The 17,743-nt window shown below is 66.8% G+C and carries 11 protein-coding genes; 3 read left to right on the top strand and 8 right to left on the bottom strand.

What is annotated here, in order from left to right:
• Positions 1-57 precede the first annotated feature (57 nt).
• On the top strand, positions 58-429 hold the full coding sequence (pilH, locus tag QZ853_RS11265) for a twitching motility response regulator PilH (RefSeq protein WP_005410644.1): 372 nt from the start codon (positions 58-60) through the stop codon (positions 427-429).
• Positions 430-507: 78 nt separating this feature from the next.
• Here the strand turns inward: pilH and QZ853_RS11260 are convergent, their stop codons facing one another.
• The gene (locus QZ853_RS11260) at positions 508-1,401 is read right to left on the bottom strand and encodes a DnaJ C-terminal domain-containing protein (RefSeq protein WP_295573094.1); all 894 of its coding nucleotides are present in this window, start codon (positions 1,399-1,401) and stop codon (positions 508-510) included.
• Between the two features lie 261 nt (positions 1,402-1,662).
• Between QZ853_RS11260 and QZ853_RS11255 the strand changes: the two genes are divergently transcribed.
• Positions 1,663-2,145, top strand: a complete 483-nt coding sequence (locus QZ853_RS11255; RefSeq protein ID WP_295573092.1) for a peroxiredoxin — start codon at positions 1,663-1,665, stop codon at positions 2,143-2,145.
• Positions 2,146-2,175: 30 nt separating this feature from the next.
• Positions 2,176-2,751: a ferritin-like domain-containing protein gene (locus QZ853_RS11250; RefSeq protein ID WP_295573090.1), complete on the top strand. Its 576-nt coding sequence runs from the start codon at positions 2,176-2,178 to the stop codon at positions 2,749-2,751.
• 123 nt (positions 2,752-2,874) lie between these two features.
• On the opposite strand, the gene pbpC is transcribed toward QZ853_RS11250, so the two are convergent.
• The 7 genes from pbpC to prpC form a co-directional block, all read right to left on the bottom strand.
• Entirely contained in the window at positions 2,875-5,256 is a 2,382-nt protein-coding gene (gene pbpC / locus QZ853_RS11245; RefSeq protein ID WP_295573089.1) for a penicillin-binding protein 1C, read from the bottom strand.
• 49 nt (positions 5,257-5,305) lie between these two features.
• Entirely contained in the window at positions 5,306-10,213 is a 4,908-nt protein-coding gene (locus QZ853_RS11240; protein ID WP_295573087.1) for an alpha-2-macroglobulin, read from the bottom strand.
• Positions 10,214-10,310: 97 nt separating this feature from the next.
• Positions 10,311-11,771, bottom strand: coding sequence for a bifunctional 2-methylcitrate dehydratase/aconitate hydratase (locus QZ853_RS11235; RefSeq protein WP_295573084.1), 1,461 nt, complete (start codon positions 11,769-11,771; stop codon positions 10,311-10,313).
• Between the two features lie 55 nt (positions 11,772-11,826).
• Positions 11,827-13,011: a 2-methylaconitate cis-trans isomerase PrpF gene (prpF, locus tag QZ853_RS11230; RefSeq protein WP_295573082.1), complete on the bottom strand. Its 1,185-nt coding sequence runs from the start codon at positions 13,009-13,011 to the stop codon at positions 11,827-11,829.
• Positions 13,012-13,042: 31 nt separating this feature from the next.
• A complete protein-coding gene (locus tag QZ853_RS11225; protein WP_295573080.1) occupies positions 13,043-13,747 on the bottom strand; it encodes a hypothetical protein in 705 nt (234 codons plus the stop codon).
• Positions 13,748-13,841: 94 nt separating this feature from the next.
• Positions 13,842-16,460, bottom strand: coding sequence for a Fe/S-dependent 2-methylisocitrate dehydratase AcnD (acnD, locus tag QZ853_RS11220; RefSeq protein ID WP_295573078.1), 2,619 nt, complete (start codon positions 16,458-16,460; stop codon positions 13,842-13,844).
• Between the two features lie 97 nt (positions 16,461-16,557).
• Positions 16,558-17,715 (bottom strand): 2-methylcitrate synthase, encoded by a 1,158-nt coding sequence (gene prpC, locus QZ853_RS11215; protein ID WP_295573076.1) that lies wholly within the window; start codon positions 17,713-17,715, stop codon positions 16,558-16,560.
• Positions 17,716-17,743: the final 28 nt, after the last annotated feature.

The following is a 17,743-nucleotide window of genomic DNA, read 5'->3' as shown; positions in this document are numbered from 1 at the left end:
GCCCCTCCCGCCGGTAATGTGGCCGCACTACACTGCGGGCATTACATGGGGAACAACATGGCACGCATTCTGATCGTCGACGACTCACCGTCGCAGCTGTTGGGGATACAGCGCATCGTCGAGAAGCTCGGGCACCAGATCCTGACCGCCACCGATGGCGCCGCCGGGGTCGAGACCGCCAAGGCCGAGCTGCCCGACCTGGTCCTGATGGACGTGGTGATGCCCAACCTCAACGGTTTCCAGGCCACCCGCACCCTCGCCCGCGACGAGGCGACCCGGCACATTCCGGTGATCCTGGTGACCACCAAGGACCAGGACACCGACCGCATGTGGGGCATGCGCCAGGGCGCCAAGGCCTACATCACCAAGCCGTTCTCGGAAGACGAACTGTCCGAGGTGCTGGAACGCGTGTTCGCCGGGCAGGGCTGAGAGGTTCCCGGCAGGTGCCAACCTTGGTTGGCACACGTCTGTAGAGTCGAGCATGGCTCGACTCTACCTACCAACGCCTCAGATTGACTCGCCGAACGCCTTGGCCAGATTGCGGTACGCCTTCTTCTGCGCATCCTCGGTCGCGGCCGGGGCCACGATCTCCAACTCCACGATCTGATCGCCATCGGGGTTGCCCGGCAACCCGCGACCGCGCAGGCGCAGCTTGCGGCCGGCGTCGGACTCGGCCGGGATCTTCAGTTCCACGCTGCCGCCCAGGGTCGGCACGCTGATGCTGGTGCCCAGCGCAGCCTGCCAGGGCGTCACCTGCAGGGTGTGCAGAATATTGCGCCCGTCCACTTCGAACTGCGGGTGGGCGGCGTACTCCACTTCCAGCAACAGGTTGCCACCGTGATTGCCCTGCCCCGCCAGCCGGATCACCTGGCCCGGGCGGATGCCCTTGGGCACGCGCACGTCCAGCTGCTTGCCGTTGACGGTGATGCGCAGGCTGTCGCCGCTGTAGGCGGCCTCCAGCGGAACAGACAGCTTGGCACGGGTATCGCGGTTGGGCGCGTGGCCATGACTGCTGAAGCCCGGACCAGGTCCACCGCCCGCCCCGCCGCGCTGGCGCGCAAACAGGCTTTCGAAGAAATCGCTGAAGCCGCCGTTGGCGCCACCACCACCGAACACTTCTTCGAAGTTGAAGCCACCGGCGCCGCCATAGTTCGGCGGCACGTTGAACTCCTCGCCCGGGCGGTAACCCTGCGCGCGCAACTGGTCGTAGGCCGCGCGCTTCTCCGGATCGCGCAGTGCCTCGTAGGCCTCGTTGACCGCCTTGAACTTGTCCTCGGCCCCGGCTTCCTTGCTGACGTCCGGGTGGTACTTGCGTGCCAGCCGGCGGTAGGCGGTCTTGATCTCCGCCTCGCCCGCGCTCGGTTCCACCCCCAGGGTGGCGTAGTAATCCTTGAATTCCATCCAGCTACCTCGATTCGCTTCGGCCGCGCCGGTGGCGCCGCCCCGGGTTCATTCTACGCGCAGGCGATGCTACGCCGGCGCTCGTGCGGCCCCGGTGAGGCCGACTGATCCTGCGCAATGCCCCTGCCATCGGCCTACCCCAGGCTATGGCTGGAAGCCCGCGCGGCAAAGGTTGAAGATGGGGCCTGCACGCCGGTTTTCCAATGTCTTGACACCCCTGTCCCATGCTGGCCATTAGCATGCCCCTGCAAGGAGTTCACCATGACCATCCACGTTGGCGACCGCATTCCGGAAGTCACCCTCAAGCGCATCCGCGAGGGCATCGAGACGCTCGATACGCATTCGCTGTTCGACGCGCGCAAGGTGGTGCTGTTTGCAGTGCCCGGTGCGTTCACCCCGACCTGCTCGGCGCGCCACCTGCCCGGCTACGTCGAGAAATTCCGGGACTTCCGCCAGCGCGGCATCGACGTCTACTGCATGGCGGTCAACGACCCGTTCGTGATGAAGGCCTGGGCCGCCCAGCAGAGCGTGCCTGACGGTCTGCTGATGCTGTCCGACGGCAATGCCGAACTGACCCGCGCGCTCGGCCTGGAACTCGATGCCACTGCCTCGGGCATGGGCATCCGCTCGCGCCGCTTCGCGCTGTACGTGGTCGATGGCGTGGTGCGCGCGGCCTGGGTCGAACAACCCGGCCAGTTCGAAATCTCTTCAGCCCAGTACGTGCTGGAGCACCTGCCCACCTGATTTTTCCACCGCATAAGGAAACGGCCAGCCATGTCCAGCAAGCCAGCCAAAGCCCCCAAGCCCGCCCCGAAGGTTCCCGGCATCAGCGACCGCAATACCCTGCGTGATCGTGCCCGGCGAAACATCGAGGACGGCGCGATCACCGACAGCTACAGCGCCGACCGCGAGGTGGTGATCAAGCTGCTCAACGATGCACTGGCCACCGAGTACGTGTGCGTGCTGCGCTATTACCGGCATTACTTCATGGCCAAGGGCATGCTGGCCGACGCGGTCAAGGCCGAGTTCCTGGAGCATGCACAGCAGGAACAGGCACACGCCGGCAAACTGGCCGAGCGCATCGTCCAGCTCGGCGGCGAACCCGATTTCAACCCCGATACGCTGACCGCGCGTTCGCATGCCGAGTACAAGGAAGGCAGCGACCTGCGCGACATGGTGCGCGAAAACTTGGTGGCCGAGCGAATCGCCATCGACAGCTATCGCGAGATGATCAACTTCATCGGCGACCGCGATACCACCACCAAGCGCATCCTCGAGGAAATCCTGGCGCAGGAAGAAGAACACGCCGACGAGTTCGCCGATCTGCTGGATGGGTGGATCGGGGAATAGCGGCTACGCCACGCGCTCGCTGCCACCTACGGCGTTGTAGAGCCGGGCCCATGCCCGGCTGAGCACTGCACACACGTCGCAGGAGCAGCCGGGCATGGGCTCGACTCTACGGGCGGCCGGCGCCTACCGCAGGACGGTGAAGCGCACCTGCGTCCAGGCGCCGTCGGCCGCCAGCGCGGTCAGGGTGTATGTGCCGGGATCGGCAAACTCGCGCTGCATCAACTGCGCGCCTTGCGTGTGCGCGATCCAGCGACCGTCCAATAGCCAGTCCACGCGTTGCTCACTGCCCAGCGCGCGCAGCTGCAGGCGTACGCCATGTTCGGCATTGGGTGCACGCGCCAATGCGGCACCGTCATTGAGGCCATCAATGTGCAGCGCGACGCTGGCTTCGCGGCCATCGTCACGGCAATCCGGCGACAAGGGCGGCAGCTGCGAGGCCTCGCGCGTGGCCTTGGGCAGCCACGGTGACAGCAACGCCGGCCAGCGTGCGATCTCGCGCTCCACTTCCTCATGCGGCAAGCGGCAATCGGCCGACACGCGCAGCCCGCTGCGGGCGTCTGCCAGGAAACGCTGCCGCCCTGGCTGCCAGCGCCGCGCCTCGCGCTCGGGAAAGGTCGGCGGTGCCGCGCCGTCGAGCAGGTAGGCCGGCATCCTGCGCTGGCAGAGCGCAGCAGGCAGGGCCTCGGCACGCTCGCCGGTGGGCCAGCAGATGTCTTCCCGGCTGACGCTGGCCGGCATCGGCGCAGCCGCCGAGTCACCGCGCTGGCGCGGCAGGCTGTCCACCACCTCGAACATCAACGGCAGCGCAGTGACCGCGCCGTACTGCCCCGGCAACGGCGTGCCATCCGGCCGCCCTACCCATACCCCTACCGTATAGTGGCGAGTGCTGCCGATCGCCCAGGCGTCGCGGTAGCCGTAGCTGGTGCCGGTCTTCCACGCCACGCGTGGACGCCCACCGACGTCGAACGTGCCGACGCCATAACCCGGCCGCGGATTCGACTCCAGCATCTCACGCACGATCCAGCTGGCACCCGGCGAGGCCAACCGCCGCTCGATCATAGGCTCGTCATCGGTGTAGCGCACGCGGCCGGCGATGCCGTTGCGGTTGAGCGCGGCGAAGGCACCCACCAGATCTTCCAGTCGCGCGCCGGTGCCGCCGAGGATCAACGACAGGTTGGGCGTGCTGCCCGGCGGGAAGCGCAGCTGGATGCCGGCATGCGACAAGCGCGCAGCAAAGCGCGCCGCGCCGACCCGCTGCAGCAGGTCCACCGAGGGCACGTTGAGTGACAGCCGCAGCGCGCTGGACGCGCCGACCGGTCCGTTGAACGCCATGTCGAAGTTGCCGGGCCGATAGCTACCGAAGCTCTGCGGCGCATCAACCAGCAGGCTCTCCGAATGGATCAGGCCATCATCCAGCGCCATCGCGTACAGAAACGGCTTGAGCGTGGACCCCGGCGAACGCCACGCCTGTACCATGTCCACATGGCCCAGCCGCTGGCGGTCGCCGAAGGCCAGCGTGCCGACATAGGCACGCGCCTGCAGGGTCTGGTTGTCGACCACCAGCAGCGCCGCCGATGTACGCTCGGGCAGCGTCGAGAAATAGCTGGCCACGCGCTCTTCCAGCGTGCGCTGCAGGCCGATGTCGATGCTGCTCTGGATGCGAGCCTGGCCCGGATGCGCCGAATGCAGGCGCTGCGCCAGCAACGCGGCGTGCAGCGGCGGCCGCAGCGAGCGCGCCACCACGTTCTCGATGCGCGCGTCGTCCACCTCTTCCGGTGTCCATGCGCCCAGTTCGGCCATGCGTGACAGCACCTTGTCGCGCGCCTTCTGCGCCGCTTCCGGATGACGGTCCGGCCGCAGCCGGCTCGGCGCCTGCGGCAGCACCGCCAGCAGCGCGGCCTCGGCATGCGACAGCTGCGCCGCCGGCTTGCCCAGGTACGCCCAGCTGGCCGCTTCCACGCCTTCGATGGTGCCACCGTAGGGCGCGCGCTCCAGATACAGCGCCAGGATCTGCCGCTTGCTCAGGTGCACTTCCAGCTGCACCGCGCGCAGCATCTGCTTGAGCTTGCCCCATGGGGTGCGCGAATGCGGATCGAGGATGCGCGCGACCTGCATCGTCAGGGTCGAGCCACCGGACACGATGCGGCCGCCGCGCAGCAGCTGGCCGCTTGCCCGCAGGATCGCCAGCGGATTGATGCCCGGATGGGTCCAGAACCAGCGGTCTTCGTAGGTCAGCAGCGCCTGCAGGTACAGCGGCGACACGCTGTCGATCGAGGCCGGATAGCGCCACACGCCCTCGGCATCGGCAAAGGCGCGCAGCGGCGTGCCGTCCGCCGATACCACCAGAGTGCTGGTGTCGCGCTGTTTCGGCAAGGGTGGCGGGAAGGCAAGATCCAGCACCAGCAGCAGCGCCAGCAGCGCCGCGGTGCCCCAGCGCAGCCACGGCCACAGCGGCTGCAGCTGGCGGCGCAGGGCCGCCAGCCGGTTTTCCATTGCGTCTTTCATTGCACATTGCCCGCAGGACGGGCCGCGCCGTCGCGGCCCATCCGTGCGATCACGGCTGCACCACCGTGATCGTGGTCGGGTTGCTGCGGCCAACGCCACGCAGCTGCGGCCGGTACATGTCCTCCACCAGCGGCGGCGGCACCGAGTAGGTCCCCGGGGTCACCGCACGCACCAGGTAGAACACGTTGGCCTTGCTGCCACGCGACAGCTTCAGCGCGGCCACGTAGCGATCGTCGCGGAACTCTTCGTGCTTGGTATCGGCCGCTTCACTGCGGTCGCTGATGGTGATGCCATCAACCACTACGTCGGCCCACTGCTTGGCATCACCGAGGTTGAAGTTCTCGATCTCCAGGCCCGCCGGCAGCAGGTCGGTCAGCAGCGCATCCGGCATTGTGGTGTCGGCAGTGACGGTGACGCGCACGATCAACGCTTCGCCTTCCTTCAGCGGGCGCGGCGTCCACGGCTTGCCATCGGTGCCGAAGTAGCTGCGTTCAACACCCAGCACGCTGTTGTCCGGCGCCGGTGCGCTGCGCGGGATGCCGGCCACGTCGATGCTGGCAAACATTGGCGGCTGGCCCTGGGGGGTGAAGCGCACGCCGCTGGCCAGTTCGCTGGCACTGAAGTTGCGGCCGAACAGCTTGCGCTCGCCGATCGCTTCGGTGCTGCCACCGATCACCAGTTCACCGGCCACCAGCGCCTTCTGGTTGGCGGCGAGTGCCTTGCCGAGGCGGGCGATGGCTACCTGCTCCTGCGTGCTCAGCCACATCCAGCCCGCATTGCGGCGCGCATCCAGGCCGCGACCGAGATCGACCGCGCGCGCGTCCCAGGCCGGCTTGGCCAGCTTGTTCTCGTGCGTCAGCGCGATCATCAGCGCATCATCGCGGATCGCGCTGCCGTAGTCGCCGAAGTACGACGGACGCTCGCTGCTGGACTTGGCGAAGGCTGCCGCCAACGCCGCCTGGCCACGCTTGGCATCGCCCTGCAGCGACAGCGCCACGCCCAGATGGACCAGCGACAGGCCACCGACCGCCTTGCTGCGCTCGTTGTCGTACAGCGTGCGCAGGGTGCCCAGCGGTGCGCGGTTGACCCGCGCCAGCACATAGCCCGAGTAGGCCTGGTTGGCGAACTTCAGCTTCTCGCGGTCGTCCTGGCCGTAGAACGGGTTGCCACCGGACAGCAGGTCCTCGCTCAGGCGGTTGAGCGCCTTCTGCAGGACATTGTCAGGCACCGCGAAACCGGCATCCTTGGCATCGAGCAGGAACTCGGTGATGTACGGGGTCAGCCACGGGTTCACGTAGCCGTCGTCACCCCACATGGAGAAGTTGCCGTTGGCCACCTGCATCGATGCCAGGCGGCCGAATGCGCCTTCCATGCGCTCCCGCCGGGTCTTGGCATCCAGCCCATCGGCGCCGAGCATCGACGAGGTGGCCTGGTCCAGGATCAGCGCAGCGTAGCCCTTGCTGGTGGTCTGCTCGGCACATCCATACGGATAGTTCAACGCGCCCTGCAGTGCACTGGCGAACGGAATCGGCGGCAACGGGCTGACCAGCAGGCGCGCGTTCACCGACTCGGCCATCAGGCCCTCGGTCACGCTGTTGTCGAGGCTGACCGCGGCCAGCGGGTCGAGCGTGCGCACCTGCGAACGCAGCACCTGCGGCCACGCCGCACGCACCGGCAGGTCGTAGCGGCGATCGGCCTTGAAGCCGTTGCCGTCCACGCGCACCCTCACCTTGGCCACGCTGTGGCCCTCGCGTGCGGACAACGGGAAGCTCAGCGTGGTCTTGGCATCGGCATTCAATTGCACGCTGCGGCTGCCCTCGCCCAGGCTCAGCGGACCCTCGCTTTCCACCTTCACGTTGAACTGGCCCGGCTTGCCAGTGAAGTTCTGCACGTCCAGGGTCACCGTGCTGCGGTCGCCCGGGGCCAGCACGCGCGGCATGCTGGCTTCGGCCAGGATCGGCGCGCGCACCACGGTTTCCACGTCACGCTTGCCGTACTGGTCATCGCTGTAGACCAGCGCCGACACGCGCAGCGTGCCGTTGAAGTCCGGCACCTTCAGGCGGATGCGGGCAATGCCCTTGGCGTCAAGCTGCACCGGGCCGGAAAACAGGTCCACGGTCTGCACGCGCGCGGTCGGGCGCTTGGCCTGCGGCAATGCCTGCAGCGCCATGTCGCCACCGAACTTCAGCTTGCCGGCGCCGCCGTCGAAACTCTCGATCACACGGCTGTAGATGTCGTAGGCATCGATGCCGAGGCGACGCTGGGCGAAAAAGTGCGCGCCGGCATCGGGCACCGGGAAGCGGGTGATGTTGAGGATGCCCACGTCCACGGCCGAAACGGTGACGTGCGCGGTCTTGCCGGCCAGCTGCGGCGCACTGACGGTCACCGGCAGGTCCTGCTCCGGGCGCATCTGCCTGGGCGCCGCCAGGCCGACCGCCACGGTGCGGCCCTTGCGGTCCATCGGAACGTGCACCACGCCCACGGCACGGGCCGGGGTGATCTTGCTCGGCGCGCTGCCGCCACGGAATACCAGCGCGGTGATGTAGACGTCGTGGCGCTCCCAGTCGGCGGTGACCGGGATCTTGAAGGTCGAACCCGGCTTGGCGTCGATGTCCTGCACGTACAGCATGCGGTCGGTCTCGACCATCAGAATGCCCTTGCCGGCGTGCGGCGGGGTCACCGTCACCTCGAGCGTGTCGCCTGCCTTGTAGCCGGTCTTGTCCAGGCCCAGCTTGACCTTGTCCGGGCGTGCATCCAGGCCCCGGTTGTCATCACCCCAGCTCCAACCGGCACGGAACGGGTAACGGCTGGTCAGGCCGGTGGACGGATCGAACACGTCCACCCGGTACTCGCCCCACTCCACCGGGAAGTCAAAGGCGACCGCGCTGCTGCCGGCATCGACGGTGCGGGTTTCCTTGTTCTCGAAACGGCGGGTGAAGTCGTAGTCCCAGCGGTTGTCGTTGAAGGTCCAGTGGTAGTCGCGCAGCTCGCGCACCAGGGTGATCTTCAGGCCCTTGGCCGGCTGCGGCTTGCCCACCGCGTCCACGCGCATCAGCTCGAAGCGCGCATTGCCGTTGGCATCGGCGCCATCTTCGGGATTGAACAGCGGGCGCACGCCCACCAGCGCATTGGCCGGCCACATCACCCGCTTCAAGGTGCGGGTGACCGTACGGCCGCCCGTCTCGTACAGGCTGCCGGACAGCACCACGGCAATCGGTGCCTTGGCCTTGGCCGCCTCTTCTGGCAACGCTACGTCCTCGCGCAGCTGGCCGTTGGCCGGCAGCGTGGTATCGATCACGTCCTTGGCTTCGCGCGGCAGCTGCAGGGTCGGGTCGCCGAAGAAGTAGCCCGGCAGGCCCTCCACCGGCTGTTGCTCGGCAGCCACCGCCATGCGCGCGGTGAAGCGGTTGCCATCGGCCGGCGCACCATACAGATAGGCGCCATTGGCCTGCAGGCGCAGTTCCTCGCCCGGCTTCAGCGTCTTCTGCGCACTGTCCAGGTCCAGCTTCATGCGCTCGGGCAGGAACTCCTCGATGCGCAGGGTCATGCCCTGGATCGCTTCCTTGCTGGCCGGGTCGGTACGGAACTCGACCTGCCAACGCCCGGTCGGCGCCTCGGCGGGGATGACCTGCTCGAAGTTGATATAGCCCTGCTCGCCCGGCTGCAGGCGGGTCTCGCGGAAGGTCTTGCCGTCAGGCTGCTTCAGGCGCAGGAACACCGGTTGCGCCTTGACCGGCTTGCCGTCGTTGTCGCGCAGCAGCGCGGACAGGCGCACGGTCTCGCCTGGGCGGTACAGGTCGCGGCCGGACCAGGCGTAGACATCGAACCACGCGTTGTCACGGCCGGCCACGGCGAATTCGCTCAGGTCCAGCGCCGGCTGGTTGAACGGCAGGAAGCTGGTGTCCTTGCCACTGCTGGCAACCAGCACGTGGGTGGCATCCAGGGTGTAGTTCAGCAACGCATTGCCGTTGCCGTCGGTACTGCCCTTCAGTACCACCTCGCCTTTGGCATCGAGCACGCGCAGGTCGATACCCTTCAGCGGCGCACCGTCCTTCAGGCCGGCGGTGTGCACGAACAGCTTGTCCTTGTAGGCACGGGTATGCAGGCCGATGTCGCTGACCGAGAAGAACGCGGTATCGAACTCGCCCTCATAGTCACCAGTGCGCTTGAGCAGGGCGAAGTACAGTCCCGGCTCCTGCAGCTCCTTGATGTCCTGGGTCGGCAGGTAGGTCAGCACCCGCTCGTTCTGCTTGCCGCCAAGGATGAAGCGGTTGACGTAGACCGGCTCGGCCAGCTTGTTGATCGGGCTGCGCTCGTAGTCGCTGCTCAGTTCCCAGCTGCCGCGGCGGCCGCCGCGCTGGTACTGGCTGAAGAAAGTTGGCAGGTCCTTCTCGCGCACGCGCAGGAACTCGACGTCGACCTCGGGCACGTTCACCGACACCACCGGCAGGCCTCGGCTGTCCTTGGCCGGCAGCACGCTGCCCTGCGAAGCGAAACCGACCACCGGCTTCAACTCGCCGCTGAACACCTTCTGCTTCAGCTCCTTGCCCAGGCGGCTGCCATCGGCGGCCAGCAGGTCGGCCGAGACCACAAGACTGAACTCCTTGCCGGCCTCGACGAACGGGTAACGGAGGGTCAGGCCGTCATCGGACAGGGTCCAGCTGCTGTCATCGGTGCCGACCTTCTCTTCGAAGCGCACCAGTGTGTCGAAATCCTGGGTGCCGACCAACGGGCGCGAGAACTCCAGCGCCAGCGACAGGCCGTCATTCTTCTGGTCCGGGTAGGCACGCAGCAGGGTGAACTCCTTCACCTGCTCGGCCTTGGTGGTGATGGCTTCACCGCTGGCCTTGGGCAACTGCCCGCTGTCGTTGCGGCAGCCGACCAGGCCCAGCAACAGGCCTCCTGCCAGTACCGCCGCCGCCCATCCCCACCGCTTCCGCCGCGCCGGACCGCTCATGTCGTCACTCCTTGATCGAGGGGGTCATTATAGGCGCGCCGCGTCAAGGTGTTGACGCCCCGGCAGTCGGGTAGTGCCGGCCGCTGGCCAGCCCCCCCTACCCTGGCAGATACAGGTCCACATAGTCGGGCACCGGCATGGCGGCGAGCTTCACGGGGTCCAGCGATGCGGCCAGGATGCGCTGCTGCTGGGTGGTCGGGAAGCGGTGGGCCAGGTGCCGGCGGAACTTGTCCATCAGCAACGGAATGCCCTCCTCACGTCGGCGCGCGTGGCCCAGCGGGTATTCCACCAGTACCTCGGGCAGCTCAGTACCGTCGCTGAAGCGCACGCTCAGGCCGTTGGCGATGCTGCGCTTGTCCGGGTCCAGGTAATCGGCGCTGAGCTGCGGATCCTCATGACAGGCCATCTTCGCGCGCAGGGCATCGATGCGCGGGTCGGCGGCGACGTCCTCCTCGTAGTCCTCGGCCGTCAACCGCCCATGCAGCAGCGCGATGGCGACCATGTACTGCACGCAGTGGTCGCGGTCGGCCGGGTTGTGCAGCGGGCCCTGCTTGTCGATGATGCGGATGCAGGCTTCCTGGGTCCGGATCGCGATATGCGCGATGTCTTCGACCCGCCGCCCCATCGCGCGCAGCTGCTGGTGCAGCGTGATCGCCGCCTCCACCGCAGTCTGGCCATGGAACTCGGCCGGATAGCTGATCTTGAACAGTACGTTCTCCATCACGTAGCTGCCCAGCGGCCGCCCCAGCGTCAACGCCTGGCCGTGCATGGACACGGCCTCGAAACCCCAGGTCGGTGCACTCAATACGCTGGGATAGCCCATCTCGCCGCTGGCCGCCATCAGCGCCAGGCGCACGCCTCGACTGGTCGCATCACCGGCGGCCCAGCTCTTGCGCGAACCGGTGTTCGGCGCGTGCCGGTAGGTGCGCAGCGCCTGGCCATCGACCCAGGCCAGTGACAACGCATTGAGCATGCGCTCGCGATCCAGACCGAGCAGCTGCGAGACCACCGCGGTGGTTGCGACCTTGACCAGCACCACGTGGTCCAGCCCGACCCGGTTGAAGGAATTCTGCAGCGCCAGCACGCCCTGGATCTCGTGCGCCTTGATCATCGCCAGCAGCACATCGTGCAGCGTCGGCGGCGGGCGACGCAGGGCCTGGGCATTGCGCCCCAGCCAGTCGCAGACGGCGAGGATGCCACCAAGATTGTCCGAAGGATGGCCCCATTCGGCCGCCAGCCAGGTGTCGTTGAAATCGAGCCAGCGCACCATCGCGCCGATGTTGAAGGCGGCCTGCACAGGGTCCAGCACGTAATGCGTGCCGGGCACGCGCGCGCCATTGACCATGCTGATGCCCGGCACCAGCGGCCCGAGCAACTTGCTGCAGGCCGGGAAGGACAGCGCCTCCAGCCCGCAACCGAAGGTGTCGAGCAGGCAATGGTGTGCGGTCTGGAACGCCAGCGGTGAGTCGATGCGGGCGTCGCGTACGTAGTCGACGATGTCCACCAGCAGCGCATCCCACGCTGCACGCTCGTTGGATGGGCTGTGGCTGTCGGACATCATGTGTTCTCCGGTAGCGCCGGGCATGGCCTGGCGCTATTGCAATGAACCTGCCTTACAACGTATCGGCCGGCACCCGCACCTTGCCGTCCATCAGCACACGGGCGCTGCGACTCATGATGGCCTTGGCCACCGTCCACTGGCTGTCAACGAGCGCGGCCTGCGCGCCCACGCGCAGCGTGCCGGAGGGATGGCCGAAGGTCACCGCTTCGCGTTCACCACCACCGGCCGCGCGATTGACCAGGGTGCCCGGAATCGCCGCAGCGGTACCGATCGCCACGGCGGCAGTGCCCATCATCGCGTGGTGCAGCTTGCCCATCGACAGCGCACGCGCGTGCAGGTCGATGGCCGAGGCCGGGATGGCCTTGCCGCTGGACGACACGTAGTCCTGCGCCGGTGCCACGAAGGCGACCTTCGGCGTGTGCTGGCGGGTCGCCGCATCTTCCAGGTTCTTGATCAGACCCATGCGCAAGGCGCCGTAGGCGCGGATCTTCTCGAAGCGCTCCAGCGCTCCCTTGTCTTCGTTGATCGCCGGCTGCAGCTCGGTGCCGGCGTAGCCGAGGTCGGCGGCGTTGAGGAAGATGGTCGGGATGCCAGCGGTGATCATGGTCACCTCGAAACTGCCCACACCCGGCACATCCAGGTTATCGACAAGGTTGCCGGTCGGGAACATCGCGCCGGCATCGCCGTCGTCGGAAGGATCGATGAACTCGAGCTGGATCTCGGCGGCCGGGAAGGTCACGCCGTCCAGCTCGAAATCGCCGATCTCCTGCACTTCGCCATTGCACATCGGCACGTGGGCGATGATGGTCTTGCCGATGTTGGCCTGCCAGATGCGCACGGTGCACAGGCCATCGCGCGGCACTCGGGCCGGATCGACCAGGCCATTGGCGATCGCGAACGGGCCCACCGCAGTGCTGAGATTGCCGCAGTTGCCGCTCCAGTCGACGAAGGCGGTGTCGATCGACACCTGGCCGTACAAGTAGTCCACGTCGTGGTCGGGCACCGAAGCGGTGGAGATGATCACGCACTTGCTGGTGCTGGACGTGGCACCGCCCATGCCGTCGGTCTGCTTGCCATACGGATCAGGCGAACCGATCACCCGCATCAGCAGCGCATCGCGCGCGGGACCCGGCACCTGCGCCGCTCCGGGCAGGTCCTGCAGGCGGAAGAACACGCCCTTGCTGGTGCCACCGCGCATGTAGGTGGCGGGAATACGGAGTTGGGGGAGGAAGGTCATGGAATTCTCGATTATGTGAAGAACGCACGCTTTACGCTGGTTGAACCCGCTGCCGACGGCGATCTGCGGCGGACGTTCCCTGCTGCCATCGGAACAGATACAGGATGACCAGCTTGGTACTGCCACTCACCACTGCTAGCAGCAGCAACGGCCATCCCATCCGTAGGCCCATGGCAAAGGCAAATACGATCGTGGACAGGTCCATCAGCAGGATCAACTGACTCATCCGCAGCGATACAGCACCGGTATGGCCATTGCGCAGGATAAGCAGGATCTGGTGCGTGTAGCCCTGCGCCAGCAAGGCAGTAATGGCCACGATCATCGCGCTGGCCACCCCCCTGCCCTCGTCCACGTGACGATCACCCCAGGCCAGACCGGCCAGCGCGCAGATCAGCAGCAGCGCGGCTGCCAACACGCTGGTCGTGGCGGAGCGATTCCGTCGGTCGCGCCAGATCTCCACCAGGATGGCCATGACCAGCACCGACGCGAGCAAGCGTGGCCAGACAATGAAGTGATTGAACGGCGTGACGCTGTAGCCATAGACGAAGAAGGACAGGTACGCCAGGAAGCTGACCGTGAATTGATTCAGCGACAGAACTGCAGTGGCGCTGTCAGTCGCATCCGCACGCTCCCGACGGTTGCGCACCAAGCGCAACTGCGCCCCCACACCCAACAGGCTCAGCAGGATGAAGGCGGTGTTGACCGTACCTGCGATGTTGTAGAACGCCGTTCCCATGCAGACGGGGCAACGCCCCTCTCCTCCGTAACCACCGCCATGCGGGCCGAAGCCAGCATGGCGGCAACTCGACACAAGGCAACTATCTGCTGCCTTACGCCACCTTGGCGCCTTCCAGGAAGTCCTGCGCGAAGCGCTGCAGCACGCCACCCGCCTCGTAGATCGCCACTTCCTCGTCGCTGTCCAGGCGGCAGGTAACCGGCACGATCACGTCCTGGCCGTCGCGGCGGTGGATGACCAGGGTCAGCTCGGCGCGCGGGGTGCGCTCGCCCACAACATCGAACGTCTCGGTGCCGTCGATGCCCAGGGTCAGGCGGGTGGTGCCCGGCTTGAACTCCAGCGGCAGCACGCCCATGCCGATCAGGTTGGTGCGATGGATGCGCTCGAAGCCCTCGGCCACGATCGCTTCCACGCCGGCCAGGCGCACGCCCTTGGCGGCCCAGTCACGCGAGCTGCCCTGGCCGTAATCGGCGCCGGCGATGATGATCAGCGGCTGCTTGCGGTCCATGTAGGTCTCGATCGCTTCCCACATGCGCATGACCTTGCCTTCCGGCTCCACGCGCGCCAGCGAGCCCTGCTTCACGCTGCCGTCGTCGTTGCGCACCATCTCGTTGAACAGCTTCGGATTGGCGAACGTGGCGCGCTGCGCGGTCAGGTGGTCACCGCGGTGGGTGGCGTAGGAATTGAAGTCCTCTTCCGGAAGGCCCATCTTCGCCAGGTATTCGCCGGCAGCGCTGGAGGCCATGATCGCGTTGGACGGCGACAGGTGGTCGGTGGTGATGTTGTCCGGCAGCACCGCCAGCGCGCGCATGCCGGACAGCGTGCGCTCACCGGCCAGTGCGCCCTCCCAGTACGGCGGGCGGCGGATGTAGGTGCTCTGCGGGCGCCAGTCGTACAGCGGGCTGACCGGCGCACCGTTCTCCACGCGCACGTTGAACATCGGGTTGTAGACCTTGCGGAACTGCTCGGGCTTCACCGAAGCCTTCACCACGGCGTCGATCTCGGCATCGCTCGGCCAGATGTCCTTCAGGCGCACCTCGTTGCCCTCGGCATCCACGCCCAGCACGTCCTTCTCGATGTCGAAGCGCACGGTGCCGGCAATGGCGTAGGCGATCACCAGCGGCGGCGAGGCCAGGAAGGCCTGCTTGGCGTAAGGATGGATGCGGCCGTCGAAATTGCGGTTGCCCGACAGCACGGCCGTGGCGTACAGGTCACGGTCGATGATTTCCTGCTGGATCTTCGGGTCCAGCGCGCCGCTCATGCCGTTGCAGGTGGTGCAGGCGAAGGCGACGATGCCGAAGCCGAGCTGCTCCAGGTCCGGCAGCAGGCCGGATTCTTCCAGGTACAGCTGCACGGCCTTCGAGCCCGGTGCCAGCGACGACTTCACCCACGGCTTGCGCTGCAGGCCACGTGCGTTGGCGTTGCGTGCCAGCAGTGCGGCGGCAATCACGTTGCGCGGGTTGGAAGTGTTGGTGCAGCTGGTGATGGCAGCGATGATCACCGCGCCATCGGGCATCAGGCCCTGCGCCTGCTCGGCCTTGCCCGCGTCGAGCTTGGCCTCGTCGGCGATGCCGCGCTGGGCCAGCTCGGACACCGGCAGGCGGCGGTGCGGATTGCTCGGTCCGGCCATGTTGCGCACCACGCTGGACAGGTCGAAGCGCAGCACGCGCTCGTACTGCGCGGTGGCCAGGTCATCGGCCCACAGGCCGGTGGTGCGTGCGTAGTTCTCCACCAGCACCACCTGCGATTCCTCGCGACCGGTCAGGCGCAGGTAATCGATGGTCTGCGCATCGATGTAGAACATCGCGGCGGTGGCGCCGTATTCGGGACACATGTTGGAGATGGTGGCGCGGTCACCGATGGTCAGTGCCGCGGCACCCTCGCCGAAGAATTCAAGCCAGGCACCGACCACGCGTTCCTTGCGCAGGAACTCGGTCAAGGCCAGCACCACGTCGGTGGCGGTGATGCCCGGCTGCGGCTTGCCGGTCAGTTCGACGCCAATGATGTCCGGCAGGCGCATCCACGAGGCGCGGCCGAGCATCACGTTCTCCGCTTCCAGGCCGCCAACACCAATCGCGATCACGCCCAGCGCATCCACGTGCGGGGTGTGGCTGTCGGTGCCCACGCAGGTATCGGGGAAGGCCACGCCGTCCTGCACGTAGACCACCGGCGACATCTTCTCCAGGTTGATCTGGTGCATGATGCCGTTGCCCGGCGGAATCACATCGACGTTCTGGAACGCCAGCTTGGTCCAGTCGATGAAGTGGAAACGGTCCTCGTTGCGGCGATCCTCGATGGCGCGGTTCTTCTCGAAGGCCTGCGGATCGAAACCACCGCACTCCACCGCCAGCGAATGATCGACGATCAGCTGCACCGGCACTACCGGATTCACCTTGGCAGGGTCGCCACCCTTGTCAGCGATCGCGTCGCGCAGGCCGGCCAGGTCGACCAGCGCGGTCTGGCCCAGGATGTCATGGCACACCACGCGCGCCGGGAACCACGGGAAATCCAGGTCGCGACGGCGCTCGATCAGCTGCCTCAGCGAATCGGCCAGCATGGAGGGATCGCAACGGCGCACCAGGTTCTCGGCCAGCACGCGCGATACGTACGGCAGCGCGGCGTAGGCACCGGGCTGGAGGGCATCAACGGCGGCGCGCGCGTCGAAATAATCCAGCGAGCTGCCGGGGAGAGTCTTGCGGTAATCGGTATTCATGGGCTGGCGGAGTGCTTGGGGCGGGCCGGGTGCCGGCGGTGCGGCGGCGATAGCATCCGGCCGGCACGAGGCCGGCCGGAGGGATACAGCAGGTGGATCAGACGCGCTTGTCGATGGCGACGAAGTCGCGATCTTCCGGGCCGATGTAGTTGGCGCTCGGGCGGATGATCTTGCCGTCGATGCGCTGCTCGACAATGTGCGCGCTCCAGCCGGCGGTGCGGGCGATCACGAACAGCGGGGTGAACATTGCAGTCGGCACGCCCATCATGTGGTAGCTGACGGCGCTGAACCAGTCCAGGTTCGGGAACATCTTCTTGATGTCCCACATCACCGATTCCAGGCGCTCGGCGATGTCGTACATCTTCATGCTCGACTGTTCTTCGGACAGCTCGCGGGCCACGTCCTTGATCACCTTGTTGCGCGGATCGGAGACGGTGTAGACCGGGTGGCCGAAACCGATCACCACTTCCTTGCGCTCGACGCGGGCCTTGATGTCTTCCTCTGCCTCATCCGGGTTGTCATAGCGCTTCTGCACTTCAAACGCCACTTCGTTGGCGCCGCCGTGCTTCGGGCCACGCAGCGCGCCGATGCCACCGCAGATCGCGCTGTACATGTCGCTGCCGGTGCCGGCAATGACGCGGCAGGTGAAAGTGGAGGCGTTGAACTCGTGCTCGGCGTACAGGATCAGCGAGGTGTGCATCGCCTTCACCCACGAATCCTGCGGCTTCTCGCCGTGCAGCAGGTGCAGGAAGTGGCCGCCGATCGAGTCATCGTCGGTTTCCACGTCGATCGCGCGGCCGTTGTGGCTCCAGTGGTACCAGTACAGCAGCATCGAGCCGAGGCAGGCCATCAGCTTGTCGGCGATATCGCGTGCACCCGGATGGTTGTGGTCATCCTTCTCCGGCGCCACGCAGCCGAGCACCGACACGCCCGTGCGCATCACATCCATCGGGTGCGCCGACGGCGGCAGTTCTTCCAGCGCCGCCTTCACCGCGGCCGGGATGCCACGCAGCGACTTCAGCTTGGCCTTGTACGAAACCAGCTCGGCGCGGGTCGGCAGCTTGCCGTGTACCAGCAGGTAGGCGATTTCCTCGAATTCGCTGGTGCTGGCCAGGTCCAGGATGTCATAGCCGCGGTAATGCAGGTCGTTGCCGCTGCGGCCGACGCTGCACAGCGCGGTGTTGCCGGCAGCGGTGCCGGACAGGGCGACGGACTTCTTCGGCTTGAAGGTCGGGGTTGCGGTCGTATCGTTCATGTTTCCCTCCGAAAACTGATGGTGCAGG

The organism is uncultured Stenotrophomonas sp., from assembly GCF_913778665.1.
Classification (GTDB): Bacteria; Pseudomonadota; Gammaproteobacteria; order Xanthomonadales; family Xanthomonadaceae; genus Stenotrophomonas.
This window is presented reverse-complemented; position numbering and strand designations above follow the sequence as displayed.

What these genes read in the sequence shown, in the direction of transcription:
- pilH (WP_005410644.1), top strand. Translation starts at nt 58, where the DNA reads ATGGCACGCATTCTGATCGTCGACGACTCACCGTCGCAGCTGTTGGGG.
- QZ853_RS11260 (WP_295573094.1), bottom strand. Translation starts at nt 1,401, where the DNA reads ATGGAATTCAAGGATTACTACGCCACCCTGGGGGTGGAACCGAGCGCG.
- QZ853_RS11255 (WP_295573092.1), top strand. Translation starts at nt 1,663, where the DNA reads ATGACCATCCACGTTGGCGACCGCATTCCGGAAGTCACCCTCAAGCGC.
- QZ853_RS11250 (WP_295573090.1), top strand. Translation starts at nt 2,176, where the DNA reads ATGTCCAGCAAGCCAGCCAAAGCCCCCAAGCCCGCCCCGAAGGTTCCC.
- pbpC (WP_295573089.1), bottom strand. Translation starts at nt 5,256, where the DNA reads ATGAAAGACGCAATGGAAAACCGGCTGGCGGCCCTGCGCCGCCAGCTG.
- QZ853_RS11240 (WP_295573087.1), bottom strand. Translation starts at nt 10,213, where the DNA reads ATGAGCGGTCCGGCGCGGCGGAAGCGGTGGGGATGGGCGGCGGCGGTA.
- QZ853_RS11235 (WP_295573084.1), bottom strand. Translation starts at nt 11,771, where the DNA reads ATGTCCGACAGCCACAGCCCATCCAACGAGCGTGCAGCGTGGGATGCG.
- prpF (WP_295573082.1), bottom strand. Translation starts at nt 13,011, where the DNA reads ATGACCTTCCTCCCCCAACTCCGTATTCCCGCCACCTACATGCGCGGT.
- QZ853_RS11225 (WP_295573080.1), bottom strand. Translation starts at nt 13,747, where the DNA reads ATGGGAACGGCGTTCTACAACATCGCAGGTACGGTCAACACCGCCTTC.
- acnD (WP_295573078.1), bottom strand. Translation starts at nt 16,460, where the DNA reads ATGAATACCGATTACCGCAAGACTCTCCCCGGCAGCTCGCTGGATTAT.
- prpC (WP_295573076.1), bottom strand. Translation starts at nt 17,715, where the DNA reads ATGAACGATACGACCGCAACCCCGACCTTCAAGCCGAAGAAGTCCGTC.